Origin of the sequence: Brevundimonas sp., assembly GCF_046295775.1 — a bacterium.
In the GTDB taxonomy this organism is placed as follows: Bacteria; Pseudomonadota; Alphaproteobacteria; order Caulobacterales; family Caulobacteraceae; genus Brevundimonas.
This window is the reverse complement of the sequence record NZ_JBKBML010000010.1, coordinates 17,809-30,465: the sequence shown is the minus strand read 5'-3', so window position 1 is coordinate 30,465 and position 12,657 is coordinate 17,809. Positions and strand designations below refer to the sequence as shown.

Below are 12,657 nucleotides of genomic sequence, written 5' to 3'. Positions count from 1 at the left end.
GCATTCTTGTTGTCGGTGCGGGCTTACGCCCGCTTGAGGGCGAACTTCATCTGGTCGAGCTTGGTCTTCAGCGAGGCGTCGAAGAGCTTCGAGCCGACCTTGACCTTGAGGCCGCCCAGGATCGACGGATCGACGCGGGCGGTGAGTTCGGGATCGCGGCCCAGCGCCTGGCGCAGCGCGGACTGGATCGATTTCGACTGGGCGGCGCTCAGCGGCTGGGCCGAGACGACCTCGGCGGCGACCACGCCCGTTTTCTTGGCGTACAGGACCTCAAACCCGGCGATGACGGCGGGCAGGTCGCGGGCGCGATGGTTCTGGCCCAGCAAGCCCAGGAAGTTGCGGGTCGAGCGATTGAAGCCGGCCGCGTCGGCGATGGAGACCAGCGCCTTGCGCTGATCATCGGCGGAAATGATCGGGCTGGTCATGGCGCGGCGCAGGTCGGCGCTCTCGCCCCAGGCGGCGCGCAGGCTCTTCAGATCGGCGCGCACGGCGTCCAGAGCGCCGGTTTCCTCGGCCAGGTCGAACAGCGCCTGAGCGTAGCGTCCGCCGACTTCGGTCGTTCTGAAAAGATCAGCCACTTATATAGTCCGCCACAGATAAGCGTTGGGTCGCGCCGGCGAATGCTGTCGCGACGATCTCAGGGGCTTGAAATGCTTGCAGAAAGCACGCCGGGGACGCGCCTTGCGACGCGCCCCTCGGCTAAGCCGGGCGCCTGATAGCACGCGACCCATGCCCCCGCAACCGAGGCAGCGCGCCACACCCGACCCCGTTGCAGCGAAGGGAACCGACACGGTAGAAGGCGCGTTCGGCGCCCGCCGACCCCTCCATCTGGATCCCCACACATAATGTTCGATATCGCACCTCTCGTCACCGACCCGGCGGCTTGGGCGGCTCTGATCACGCTCATCGTCATGGAAGTCGTGCTGGGCATCGACAACCTGATCTTCATCTCGATTCTGTCGAACAAGCTGCCGCCCGAGCATCGCTCGCGGGTGCGGCGCATCGGCATTTCGCTGGCGCTGATCATGCGCCTTGCCCTGCTTTCGACCATCGCTTGGATCGTGACCCTGACCGCCCCGGTGTTCAGCGTCATGGGCAACGCTTTCTCGTGGAAGGACATGATCCTAATCGCGGGCGGCCTGTTCCTGGTCTGGAAGGCCACCAAGGAAATCCATCACACCGTCGATCCGACGCCGTCCAAGGACCTGCTCGAGAAGGACAAGAAGGACGTTGTGATCAACAACGCCGGCTCGGCGATCTTCCAGATCATCCTGCTGGACCTTGTGTTTTCGGTGGACTCCATCCTGACCGCTGTGGGCATGACCGAGCACCTGCCGATCATGGTCATCGCCGTGCTGGTGGCCATCACCGTCATGCTGGTCGCCGCCGACCCGCTGGGCGACTTCATCGACAAGAACCCGACCGTGGTCATGCTGGCTCTGGGCTTCCTGCTGATGATCGGCATGGTGCTGATCGCCGAAGGCTTCGGCGCCCACGTGCCCAAGGGCTACATCTACGCCGCCATGGCCTTCTCGGCCGGCGTCGAGGCGCTGAACATGTGGAGCCGCCGATCGTCGGCCAAGAAGACGGCCGCCGAGGAAGCCCTGCTGGCGCGTGCCGAAGCCGACCAGGCCGAAGCAAAGGCCCAGCAGGCTGAGGAAAAGGCCGCACGCGAAGCGACCTGATTTGTCAGAGCGGCGCGGTCGGCGATACGCCGCGCCGCTCTGACGCAATTTCGCCACAGAGCAGGAAAAGCGAAAGCTTGGCCATTGCCCCCTCTTGCTCCTTTCGGTCGGCGCGGCATGCTGTTTGCGTGAAGAACACCGGGGGGGCGTTCAAACCGGGACAGCAGCAGATGGCCAGCACCGACAAGGACAAGGGAACCGCACCCGACCTGCGGCTGGTCGCGGCCGAGTCCGAAATTTACGATCTGATGAAGGCGCCCGAGAGCACCGCCGACCGCGTCAGGCGGCTGCAGTTGGAGGCGCGCGCCCTGGCCCTCGAAGAGGTCGAGGCGCTGGCCACGCTGCTGAACCAGGCTGCGGCCAAGGCCCGCGAGATCGCTGAAGGCGGCGACGCCTATCCGGTCGGCGCGCGCGAGATCGCCGCGCGCCTGGCCTCGGACCTGCCGGCCAAGGCCGAAAACATCCACGCCGTCACCGCCAAGGCGCCTCTGACCGGACGCTGACGTTCGGGAACAAGCCTCCCCGCGCGGGGCTTCCTGCTTCCTGTCCCCGGAAGCGAAGGAGCCCCCCATGGCCGAGAGCCGAGAAGACCGCGCAGAGGCGGTCGCCGAACACGAACGCAAGATCGAGGCGCCGATCGAGGCCTCCGACGCGGCGCAGTCTGGCGACAAGAACGACGCCGTCCAGGCCGGCGCGCGCGCCTATCCTGTCCCGCCCTTCCCAAAACAGCACCAGCCCAAACCCGGCGATGAAGCCGCCCTGGACCCCGCGCCGATGTATGACGCGCCCTTCTGGAAGGGCTCGGGCAAGCTCGAGGGGATGGCCGCCGTCATCACCGGCGCCGATTCCGGCATCGGGCGCGCGGTGGCCGTGCTGTTCGCGCGCGAAGGCTGCGACATCGTCATCGGCCATCTGGACGAGGCGGCGGACGCCGAGATCACCAAGACGGCGGTCGAGGCCGAGGGCCGACGCGCCGTAATCGTCCAGGGCGACGCGGCCGATCCGGCGGTCAGCGAGGCGACGGTCAAGGCCTGTCTGGACGCCTTCGGCCGCCTGGACGTCGTAGTGCCCAACGCCGCCTTCCAGGAGCATGTGAACGCGCTCGAGGAGCTGACCTTTGAGCATTTCGACCGCACGCTGAAGACCAATCTGTACGGCTATTTCAACCTGGTGAAGGCGGCGACGCCGCACATGAAGGCCGGCGGCGCCATCGTCATGACCGGCTCGGTCACGGGGCTGCAGGGCAAAAAGGACCTGCTGGACTATTCGCTGACCAAGGGCGGTATCCATGCCTTCGCCCGGTCGCTGGGCACGCATCTTGCGCCGCGCGGCATCCGCGTGAACGTGGTCGCGCCCGGCCCGGTCTGGACCCCGCTGAACCCTGCCGACAAGGACGCCGAGGCGACGTCGAAGTTCGGGTCCGAAACCGTGATGAAACGCCCCGCCCAGCCCGAAGAGATCGCCCCCGCCTACGTCTTCCTCGCCTCGCCCCAGATGTCGAGCTACATCACCGGGGAGATCCTGCCGATCATCGGCGGGTATTCGGGGGGCTAGACCACCACGTCGTGATAGTCGCGATGGCGCTTCAGCCAGGCGACGGCGTAGCCGCAGACCGGCTGGAGCTTCAGCCCCTCGGCGCGGGCATGCTCGGCCAAAGCCTGCATGAACTGGCCCGAGGCGCCCGAACCGCGCAGCGCCGGGTCGGCCTCGACATGCAGGATGGCGCGGGTGTCGCCCTGAACCGCATAATCGGCCCAGACGCGGCGCATCTCGCCGTCAGCGTCGGCGAAGCCCTGTTCGAATCGTTGTTCGGACTGAACATCGCGAAGATCGGTCATTGGGGCGGCTCCTTGAGGCTGTCCCTGACCAACCGCCCGCCGCTGCACCCGTTCCTCGATTAAGCGGGGCGGTCGCTCAGCAGACGCAGCAGGCCCAGCACGCTCTTGACCGTGAACCAGATCGTCAGCAGCAGCAGCGCCAGGCCGAAGACGAAGGCCAGCGGGATCAGGATGATCGTGATCGCGCAGATGAAGATCAGCACCCACAGGGCGATCGTCCACCAGAAGACCGACCAGAACAGCGCGATCTGCGCATCCATGTGCTGACGCGCCAAGCCCGTCGACCCGCCCCGCGCGGCATAGGCGACAACCAGCCCGACGATGACCAGCAGGTTCGCGCTGGGAAGCGACAGCAGATACAGCACCCAGACGGCGAAGGCGGCCATCCGGCCTTCTTCGCGAGGGCGGTCCAGGGTCTCGGTCATCGTGCGCCTTTCAGATCAGCCAGGTGTCGGGTCGGTCTATGGGGCGTCCGGCCTTGAGGCGCAGCACCCCGGCCACGCCCCGCGACAGCGTCCACAGCATCATCAGAAACAGGACGAAGACGCCGAGGTTCACCAGGATCAGCACCAGCCCGGCCAGGCCCGCGATCGCCGCGCCATAAAGGGTCCGCTTCTGATAGGCGAAATGGCTGGCCGCCACCGGGTCCAGCGGCGCGTCCCGGCGGTAGACGGCGGCCAGGCCGATCACCGCCCCGACGCCCAGGGTCGGCGCGGCCGCGAGGATCAAGACGTAGAGGGCGTAGAGGAAACTGACATCAGCGACCGGATCGGCGGCGGATCGGGACGACTCGCCGACCAGCCCTGCCCGCGCCGCCCCGGCCAGGGCGGCGACCGAGGCGAAGCCGACCTCGGCGTCAGGGTCGCCGGGCGTATGGGTCGTTCGGTCGGCGGGGGTGCGGGGGTCGGAAGCCATGATCTCCTCGGAATGGTCGGACAATGGCGGGCCGGCCCAGCCGACGCAACCGTATCCGCCTCTAGCGGACGTAGACGACTTCGCAGCCGGGGGCGGTCTCGCCGCCCAGGGCGCCCGGCTTGGCCACGCGCACGGCGGCGCGGGTGACGCGCGGATCGTCCAGACAGGCCAGGGCCAGCCGTTGGGCGAAGGTCTCGACCAGGCCGACATGACCCTCGGCGACGATGGCGCGGGCGGCCGAGGCGACGGCCTCATAATTGACGGTGTCGGCCAGCGCCTCGACCGGACGCGGCTCCAGCGTCAGGTCCACGTCGATGACTAGCCGCTGCAGGCGGCCATGCTCGTGGTCGTAGACGCCGATGCCCGCGTCGACGATCAGGTTGCGCACGAAGACGCTGAGCGCCTGCATCTGGGGCTGCGGCACGGCGGGAAAGGGCACGGCGCTCATGCGGGCTCCTGGATGTCGGGGGTCTTCCAGGCCAGGTGCTGGCCGCCGTCGACGGCGATCATCTGGCCGGTGACCAGATCGGCGCGAGCCAGCCAAAGGACCGCCTGGGCCACCGCTTCGGGACTGCCAGGACGGGCCAGAGGCGTAGCGGCGGCCTCGGCGGCGAACTCGGCCTCGGTCTGATGGATGGACGGCAGGGTCGGGCCCGGCCCGACGCCGTTGACGCGGATGCCGGGCGCCAGGGCCTGGGCCAGGGTCTGGGTCGCCCACCACAGGCCGGCGCGCGACAGGCTGTAGGAAAAAAACCGCGGATCGGGCTTCAACACCCGCTGATCCAGCAGGTTGACGACCGCCGAGCGGTCGGGCGCCTGGGCCGCAAAGGCCTCGGCCAGCACGATGGGCGCGCGCAGGTTGGTTTCCAGGTGCAGGTCCCAGCTATCGCGCGACAACGTCCCGACCCGATCGTCCTCAAACACCGATGCGTTGTTGACCAGCAGCGTCAGCGGCCGGCCCAGGGCCTTGGCGGCCTGCGGGACCAGATCGCGCACCTCGGCTTCGACCGACAGGTCGGCGCGCACGATTTCGGACCGACGTCCAAGGGCGCGCACCTCGTCGGCCACCGCGCGCGCGGCGTCCTCGGAGCCCCGATAGTGGACGGCTATGTCGTAGCCCGCCTTCGCCAGCGTCAGGGCGATGGCGCGGCCGATGCGCTTGCCCGCGCCGGTGACCAGCGCGGCCGGGGCGTCAGTCAACCGAGCCGAACTCGAAGAAGTTGAAGGCGGCGAGGACGGCGACAAATCCGAGAATGATGGCGATGGCCAGCATGGGGAGACTCCTGGTTCGAGGTTGGCCATACGGCGACTGGCCGCGCGGTTCAAGCCGAGGCCCCTTCCCCGTCGATGCAGTCCTGCTAGTGGAGGATGATGAACCCCGCGCTGATTTCCATGATCGCCATCGTCCTGGCTGGCGGCGCGACCGCGCTTCAGGCGCCGACCAACGCCAAGCTGATGACGGCGGTGGGCAGCCCCGTGAACGCCGCCTTCATCTCGTTCGCCGTGGGGACGGCGGCGCTGGGCCTGCTGGCCCTGATGTTCCAGAGCCGCCCCGACTGGGCGGCGGCGCGGGGCCTGCCCTGGTACGCCTGGATCGGCGGGCTGTACGGCGTGATCTTCGTGGTGGCCGCGACCTGGGGCGTGCCTCGTCTGGGCGTCGCCCTGACCATCACCCTGATGGTGGCGGGCCAACTGCTGATCAGCCTGATCCTGGACCATTTGGGCGCATTCGGCGCCCCCAGGCAGCCGATCAACTGGGGTCGGATCGGCGGCGTGGCCCTGGTCATCGCCGGGGTGGTGATGGTCCGGCGCTTCTGACCCTATATTGGCTGCGTGACGCCCGCTGACGATTCCCCCGCCCCCGCCCTGGTCGCCGCGGACCTGATCCGCGACGAGGCCAAGCGCGCGCCCGACAAGCCGGGCGTTTATCGCATGTACGGCGAGGACGGCGCCTGCCTTTACGTCGGCAAGGCGCGCAGCCTGAAGAAGCGCATCGTCCAGTATGCGCAAGGCCGATTCCACACCCAGCGCATTGGCCTGATGGTGTCGCTGACCCGGTCGATGGAGCTGGTGGTCACGGCGTCCGAGACCGAGGCGTTGCTGCTGGAATCCAACTTCATCAAGAAGCTGAAGCCGCGCTTCAACGTGGTGCTGCGCGACGACAAGTCCTTCGCCGAATTGATGATCCGGCGCGATCACCGCGCGCCCCAGGTGAAGAAGCATCGCGGGGCCCACACCACGCCCGGCGACTATTTCGGCCCCTTCGCCTCGACCTGGGCGGTCAACCGGACCCTGACCACGCTGCAGAAGGCGTTCCTGCTGCGGTCCTGCTCAGACAGCGTTTACGAGACCCGCACGCGGCCCTGCATGCTGCATCAGATCAAGCGCTGCTCGGCGCCCTGCACGGGCCTGATCAGCCTTGAGGACTATGGTGAACTGGTCACCGAGGCCGAGCAGTTTCTGCGCGGCAAGTCGCGCGCGGTGATCGGGCGTCTGTCCAAGGACATGCAGGCGGCGTCGGACGCCATGGATTTCGAGCAGGCGGCGCGGGTGCGCGACCGCATCCGGGCGCTGTCGGCCATCGCCATGGAGAACTCCGTCGCCGCCGACGGCGTGGCCGAGGCCGACGTCTTCGCCCTGCATGCCGAGGGCGGCCAGGCCTGCGTCCAGGTCTTCTTCTATCGCGGCGGCCAGAACTGGGGCGGGCGCGCCTACTTCCCGCGCGTGGACAAGGCCGACACCGATCCGGAAATCCTGGCCGCCTTCCTGGGCCAGTTCTACGAGGACAAGCCTGTCCCGCGTCAAATCCTGTCCAATGTCCGCCCGCACGAGAAGGAACTGCTGGAGGAGGCCTTTTCCATGAAGGCCAAGCAGTCGGACGGCCGCCGCGTCGTGACCATCGAAAAACCCCTGCGCGGCCAGCGGGCCGATCTGGTGCGCCACGCCCACACCAATGCGCGCGAGGCCCTGGGCCGGCGTCTGGCGGAAGGGTCGGCGCAGGGCAAGATCCTGGACGAAGTGTGCGAGGCCTTCGGCCTGGAGGCCCGGCCCGAGCGGATCGAGGTCTATGACAACGCCCACATTTCGGGCTCGAACGCGGTGGGCGGCATGATCGTCGCCGGTCCCGAGGGCTTTCAGAAGTCGCAGTACCGCAAGTTCAACATCCGCGGCGAAGACCTGACCCCCGGCGACGACTACGGCATGATGCGCGAGGTCATGCGCCGCCGCTTCGCCCGCCTGGTGAAGGAAGAGGAGGCCGGCGAGGACGTGGTGCGGCCCGACCTGCTGCTGGTCGACGGCGGCGCGGGACAGCTGGCCGAGGTGCTGGCGGTCATGGCCGACTTGGGGGTGGACGACATCACCGTGGTCGGCGTGGCCAAGGGGCCGGACCGCGACGCCGGCCTTGAGCGGTTCTTCATGCCCGGCAAGCCGCCCTTCATGCTGCCGCTGAAGTCGCCCGCCCTCTATTATCTGCAGCGGCTGCGCGACGAGGCGCACCGGTTCGCCAACGGCGCCCACGCCAAGCGGCGCTCCATGGACATCAAGAAGAACCCGCTGGACGAGATCGACGGCGTCGGCCCCGGCCGCAAGCGCGCCCTGCTGCACGCCTTCGGCTCGGCCAAGGGCGTGGGCCGCGCCTCGGTCGTGGACCTGGAGAAGGTCGAAGGCATCAACCGCGCCCTGGCCGAACGCATCCACGCCTTCTTCCGCAAGGCGTGATCCAAACTCAGTCTTGAGACAACCCCGGGTCGTGCTAGACCATCAGGCAAACGGGGGTTTTCCAATGGTGATGTGGCGCCTGGCCGTGATTGCGGCCGTCTGGCTGATTCCTGCGACGTTCGCAGCCGCTCAGGAAGTCGAGCGCGCGCCGACGCCCGCGTGGGTCCTGCCGATGCCGCATTCCGATCGGACGCCGGCGGCCGATGACGCGCCGATCCGACTGCTGGCGTCCGACCAACAGGTCCGTTTCGAGGCCGACGGCGTCCACAACTACACGCTTCGCCGCTCGCGCATTCAGACCAGCCAAGGGCTCAGCTACGCCAGCGTGGTCAACGCCGTCTGGAACCCCTCGCGCGAGAGCGTTCAGGTCCACGCCGTGCGCATCATCCGCGGGGATCAGGTCATCGACCCACTTGAAGGCCAGACCTTCGAAGTCCTGCGTCGAGAGAACAATCTCGAACAGTCGATGCTGGACGGGACTCTCACCGCGACGCTGCAACCCCGCGATCTGCGGGTTGGCGACATCCTCGAGACCGCCTTCACCATCCACGACAAGGGCGGCGTCTTGGCGCCGCACCGAGAATTTCTGACGTCTGGGGCCTCCGCCACGACGATCGACCGCTACCGGCTGCGTGTCAGCTGGCCGGAAGGTCAGCCCGTGCGCGCTCAGGTGACGGCGCCCTGGGCGGACATCCAGACGCGCCGCGTCGGCCGCGACCGCGTGTTCGAGGTTGATGTGGCCGACCTGGCGCCCGATCGTTTTCCCAGCGATCTGCCGACCCGGTTCCAGCTGGTGCGCATGGCTCAGTTCACCGATTTCCAAGGCTGGGCCGACCTGTCTCGCCTGATGGCGCCCCTCTATGCAGAGAGCGCCCGGCTGGAAGACGGCTCTCCGCTTCAGGCCGAGATCGAGCGGATCCGGGCCGCCTATTCCAGCGACGCCGAGCGCGCGGCGGCCGCCCTGCGGCTGGTGCAGGACCAGGTCCGCTACGTCGCACTGTCGATGGGATCGGGGGGCTATGTCCCGGTCGCCGCCGACGAGGTCTGGCGCAGCCCGTTCGGCGACTGCAAGGGCAAGACCGCCCTGCTGATGGCGCTTCTGAAAGGTCTGGGCATCCACGCGGAGGCCGTCCTTGTCAGCACCCAGCTGGGCGACGGGCTTTCGGATCGCCTGCCGCTGGTCAGTTGGTTCGATCATGTCATCGTCCGCGCGGAGATCGACGGCCAGACCTATTGGATGGACGGAACGGGCAACGGCGACCGCGCCCTGGCCGATCTGACGCCGCCCGGCTATCGCTGGGCCCTTCCGGTTCGCGAAGACGGCGCTGACCTGGTTCCCATCGAACAGCCCGCGCCCTTGACCCCCAACCTCACCGCAACCGTGGAGGTCGACGCCTCTGCCGGGCTGGACGCCGAGGCGCCGATGGTCGTCACCTTCGCCTATGCGGGCGACATGGCCGTGGCCATGCGCAGCCAGGTGGGCGCCATCCCCCGCGATCAGCTTGAAGCCATGATGACGTCCATGGTGGACGCCGACGACACCTCGACCATCGACGCCGTGGAAACCCGCTACGACGACGACGCCAACGTCTTCCGCATGGTGATGCGCGGCAAGACCCGGCTGGCCTGGATCAACAACACCGGCGGCCGCCTGATGTCGCTGGACGGCACCGCGCTGGTCACGCCCACCGGCGAAGAGCGGCGGGGGCTTTTCGCCGCCTTCAAGGACCACCCCTACGCCATCTCCCATCCCTTCATGAGCCGCAGCATCTTTCGGGTGGCGCTGCCAAACGACGGTCAGGGCTTCAGGCTCGAGGGCGGCGATCAGACGATCGAAGATACAGGCTTCCGGCTGACGCGCGTTTCGAGGATCGAGCAGGGCGTGGCCGAGTCGGTCGTCACTCAGACCAGCCTGACGCACGAGATGTCGGCTGCGGATATGGCGGCGGCGCGCCGACGCGGCGAGACGTCGACCACGGTCGCCGTGCGTCTGCGTGCGCCCGCCGGCTACTCGGCCACAGCGGCGGACCGCGCGCGTCTGGAGGCTGGCGACAGCGACGTCGAGGATCTGATCAAACGCGCCGAGCAACTGGCCCAGGTCGGCGATTCGGCGGGCGCCACGATGCTGCTGGAGAGCGCCCTCGAACGCTCGCCGGACAACAGCGACGCCTTGAAGGCGCGCGCGGCGGCGCGTTTGGGCATGCGCGACTACGCCGGCGCAGCCGCGGACTACGACCGCGCCGTCGATCTGGACCCCGCGGACGCTGACGCCATCGTCGGCCAGGGATGGATCGCGCGCGTTCAGGGCCGGCACGCCGACGCCGTCGTCAGCTATTCGGTCGCACTGAGGCTCGATCCGAACAACGTCGAGGCGCTCTCGGGCCGGGGGTCATCCTATTATCACCTGGGCCGCTGGGACCGATCTCTGGCCGACTATCGCGCGCTGAAGTCGGCATATCCCGCCAGCGGGGTCGGCCTTTACGGCGAGCTTCGCGCCTTGCGGCGACTGCAACGGAACGACGAAGCCCGTACGCTGATCCAAGTCCGGCTTCAGGCCGAGCCCACGGATGCGACGGCTCTTACAGCGATGGTTCGGGCTGCGCGCGGCGCAGATTCAGCCCCCGAAGCCCTGGCCGCTCTGGATGCTGCCCTGGACGCCGCCCCGGACGCCGACGCCCTGCTGTCGCTTCGAGCTGAAACCCGCGCCTTTGCGGGGGACGACGCCGGCGCACGGGAAGATTACGCCACCGTTCGGCGCTGGGCCGCCGGCGATCCCGCGCTGTTGAACAATCTGTGCTGGAGCCAGGCCGTTTCCGGATTCGATCTGGAGCGCGCGTTGGCGGACTGCGAAGCGGCCGCCGCATCGGGGGAGGCTGCCAGCCTCGACAGCCGGGCGATGGCCTTGCTCCAACTCGAACGGTTCGAAGACGCGCGCGCCGCCTATGGCGAAGCCCTGGCGCTGGAGCCTTACCAGTCAGCCTCGCTCTTCGGACAGGGGCTGGCGCGACGCGCCTTGGGCGATGACGCCGGCGCCGAAGACATCCGACGCGCCATCGCCATCGACATCGACGCCGCCGAGGACTTCGAGGTCTTGCTGGAGCGCCATCCCGAGCTAAGGCCCTGACGCCAAGCTATGGCGGCGGACTGGCGCAAAACCTTTTCCTGAGGCATGAACCCGGCCATGCCCGATCTGACGAACGACCCGCTGCTGAACGGCTATCACCGCTTCCGCGACACCCGCTGGCCTGAAGCCAAGGCCGAGTATGAGTCCTTGGCGAAAGGGCAGAAGCCGCACACCCTGATCGTCGCCTGTTCCGACAGCCGCGCCGATCCGGCCCTGATCTTCGACGCCGCGCCGGGTGAGCTGTTCGTGGTGCGTAACGTCGCCAATCTGGCCCCGCCCTATGAGCCCGACGGCCGGCTGCACGGCGTCTCGGCGGCGCTGGAGTTCGGGGTCAAGGTGTTGGAGGTGTCGCGCATCGTGGTCATGGGTCACGCCCACTGCGGCGGGGTGAACGCCATGGTCAACGGCGCGCCCGACAGCTGTCAGGACTTCGTCGCGCCCTGGGTCGGCATGGCCGCGCCGCGTGTCCGTGAAGAGGTCCAGGGACTGGCCGCCGATCAGGTCGAGCAGGCGTCCGAAGAGGCCAACGTCCGGCTGTCGCTGGAGAACCTGCGCACCTTCCCCTGGATCGCCGAGCGCGAGGCGGCCGGCAAGCTTGAGCTGATCGGCCTGCATTTCGGCATCGCCCAGGGCGAACTGCGCCTGCTGCGCAAGACCGGCCGTTTCGAGATCATGGACTGAGACCCCGCGCCCTCGCCTATCGCGGCGAACCGTGGCAGACCGGGCGACAGTTTCGGAGCCTGTCCATGACCGCCCATCGCGCCAACCCCATCCCCAACATCCTGACCGCCGCGCGTCTGCTGGCGGGGGTGGTGATGTTCCTGATCCTGGCCGGGGCGACCAGCGGCTTTCCGTTCGCCTCGGCCTATCTGAGCCCTGACGACCAGTTCGCCCTTTATCGGACCGCCTTCTGGATCTTCGTCATCGCGGCCTCGACGGATTGGATCGACGGCTTCCTGGCGCGGCGCTGGAACGCCGAGACGCGCTGGGGCGCCATCCTGGACCCCATCGCCGACAAGATCCTGGTGACCGGCGCCATCTTGGGCGTGCTGACCAGCGGCTCGGTGCCGCAGATCATCATTCCCTGCGGCCTGATCCTGTTCCGCGAGTTCGCCGTCTCGGCCCTGCGCGAAACCACCGCGGGCGAGGTCGAGTTGCCGGTCACCCTGCTGGCCAAGTGGAAGACGACGCTGCAACTGGTGGCGCTGGGCTTCCAGCTGTTCGCGCGCAACTGGGACGGCTTCGGCCTGTCGTTCGACTGGCTGCCGACCTTCCAGTTCATCGCCGACGCCCTGATCTGGCTGGCGGCCGTGATCACCCTGTGGACCGGCTGGCAGTATTTCCGCCAGGCGCAGAAGCAGATGGGCGGCTGAGG

14 protein-coding genes are annotated in these 12,657 nt (G+C 68.1%); 8 read left to right on the top strand and 6 right to left on the bottom strand.

Features of this window, described 5'->3' with window-relative positions:
* Positions 1-23 precede the first annotated feature (23 nt).
* Positions 24-578, bottom strand: coding sequence for a F0F1 ATP synthase subunit delta (locus ACK4I0_RS07915; protein WP_409609699.1), 555 nt, complete (start codon positions 576-578; stop codon positions 24-26).
* Positions 579-845: 267 nt separating this feature from the next.
* On the opposite strand from ACK4I0_RS07915, the gene ACK4I0_RS07910 reads away from it, so the two are divergent.
* From ACK4I0_RS07910 to ACK4I0_RS07900, 3 genes are all read left to right on the top strand, one after another.
* Positions 846-1,685, top strand: coding sequence for a TerC family protein (locus tag ACK4I0_RS07910; protein ID WP_409609697.1), 840 nt, complete (start codon positions 846-848; stop codon positions 1,683-1,685).
* A gap of 170 nt (positions 1,686-1,855) precedes the next feature.
* Entirely contained in the window at positions 1,856-2,188 is a 333-nt protein-coding gene (locus tag ACK4I0_RS07905) for a hypothetical protein (protein ID WP_409609695.1), read from the top strand.
* A 67-nt stretch (positions 2,189-2,255) separates the two neighbouring features.
* A complete protein-coding gene (locus ACK4I0_RS07900; protein WP_409609693.1) occupies positions 2,256-3,239 on the top strand; it encodes an SDR family oxidoreductase in 984 nt (327 codons plus the stop codon).
* On the opposite strand, the gene ACK4I0_RS07895 is transcribed toward ACK4I0_RS07900, so the two are convergent.
* From ACK4I0_RS07895 to ACK4I0_RS07875, 5 genes are all read right to left on the bottom strand, one after another.
* Positions 3,236-3,523, bottom strand: a complete 288-nt coding sequence (locus ACK4I0_RS07895; RefSeq protein ID WP_409609691.1) for a GNAT family N-acetyltransferase — start codon at positions 3,521-3,523, stop codon at positions 3,236-3,238. The two genes, ACK4I0_RS07900 and ACK4I0_RS07895, sit on opposite strands and share 4 nt — an antisense overlap.
* 59 nt (positions 3,524-3,582) lie before the next feature.
* On the bottom strand, positions 3,583-3,948 hold the full coding sequence (locus tag ACK4I0_RS07890) for a hypothetical protein (RefSeq protein WP_409609689.1): 366 nt from the start codon (positions 3,946-3,948) through the stop codon (positions 3,583-3,585).
* A 10-nt stretch (positions 3,949-3,958) separates the two neighbouring features.
* Complete coding sequence (locus tag ACK4I0_RS07885; protein ID WP_409609687.1) at positions 3,959-4,438, bottom strand: serine/threonine protein kinase; 480 nt, start codon at positions 4,436-4,438, stop codon at positions 3,959-3,961.
* A 61-nt stretch (positions 4,439-4,499) separates the two neighbouring features.
* Complete coding sequence (gene folB, locus ACK4I0_RS07880) at positions 4,500-4,886, bottom strand: dihydroneopterin aldolase (protein WP_409609685.1); 387 nt, start codon at positions 4,884-4,886, stop codon at positions 4,500-4,502.
* On the bottom strand, positions 4,883-5,638 hold the full coding sequence (locus tag ACK4I0_RS07875) for an SDR family oxidoreductase (protein ID WP_409609683.1): 756 nt from the start codon (positions 5,636-5,638) through the stop codon (positions 4,883-4,885). The genes folB and ACK4I0_RS07875 overlap by 4 nt, the downstream gene beginning before the upstream one ends.
* Positions 5,639-5,806: 168 nt before the next feature.
* Here ACK4I0_RS07875 and ACK4I0_RS07870 point away from each other — a divergent pair, with 168 nt between their 5' ends.
* The 5 genes from ACK4I0_RS07870 (at position 5,807) to pgsA (ending at position 12,655) form a co-directional block, all read left to right on the top strand.
* On the top strand, positions 5,807-6,256 hold the full coding sequence (locus ACK4I0_RS07870) for a DMT family transporter (protein WP_409609681.1): 450 nt from the start codon (positions 5,807-5,809) through the stop codon (positions 6,254-6,256).
* 6 nt (positions 6,257-6,262) lie between these two features.
* The gene (gene uvrC, locus ACK4I0_RS07865) at positions 6,263-8,158 is read left to right on the top strand and encodes an excinuclease ABC subunit UvrC (protein ID WP_409609833.1); all 1,896 of its coding nucleotides are present in this window, start codon (positions 6,263-6,265) and stop codon (positions 8,156-8,158) included.
* A 64-nt stretch (positions 8,159-8,222) separates the two neighbouring features.
* Positions 8,223-11,282: a DUF3857 domain-containing protein gene (locus ACK4I0_RS07860; protein ID WP_409609679.1), complete on the top strand. Its 3,060-nt coding sequence runs from the start codon at positions 8,223-8,225 to the stop codon at positions 11,280-11,282.
* A 57-nt stretch (positions 11,283-11,339) separates the two neighbouring features.
* On the top strand, positions 11,340-11,963 hold the full coding sequence (locus ACK4I0_RS07855) for a carbonic anhydrase (RefSeq protein ID WP_409609677.1): 624 nt from the start codon (positions 11,340-11,342) through the stop codon (positions 11,961-11,963).
* A 65-nt stretch (positions 11,964-12,028) separates the two neighbouring features.
* Positions 12,029-12,655, top strand: a complete 627-nt coding sequence (gene pgsA, locus ACK4I0_RS07850) for a CDP-diacylglycerol--glycerol-3-phosphate 3-phosphatidyltransferase (RefSeq protein ID WP_135062032.1) — start codon at positions 12,029-12,031, stop codon at positions 12,653-12,655.
* Positions 12,656-12,657: the final 2 nt, after the last annotated feature.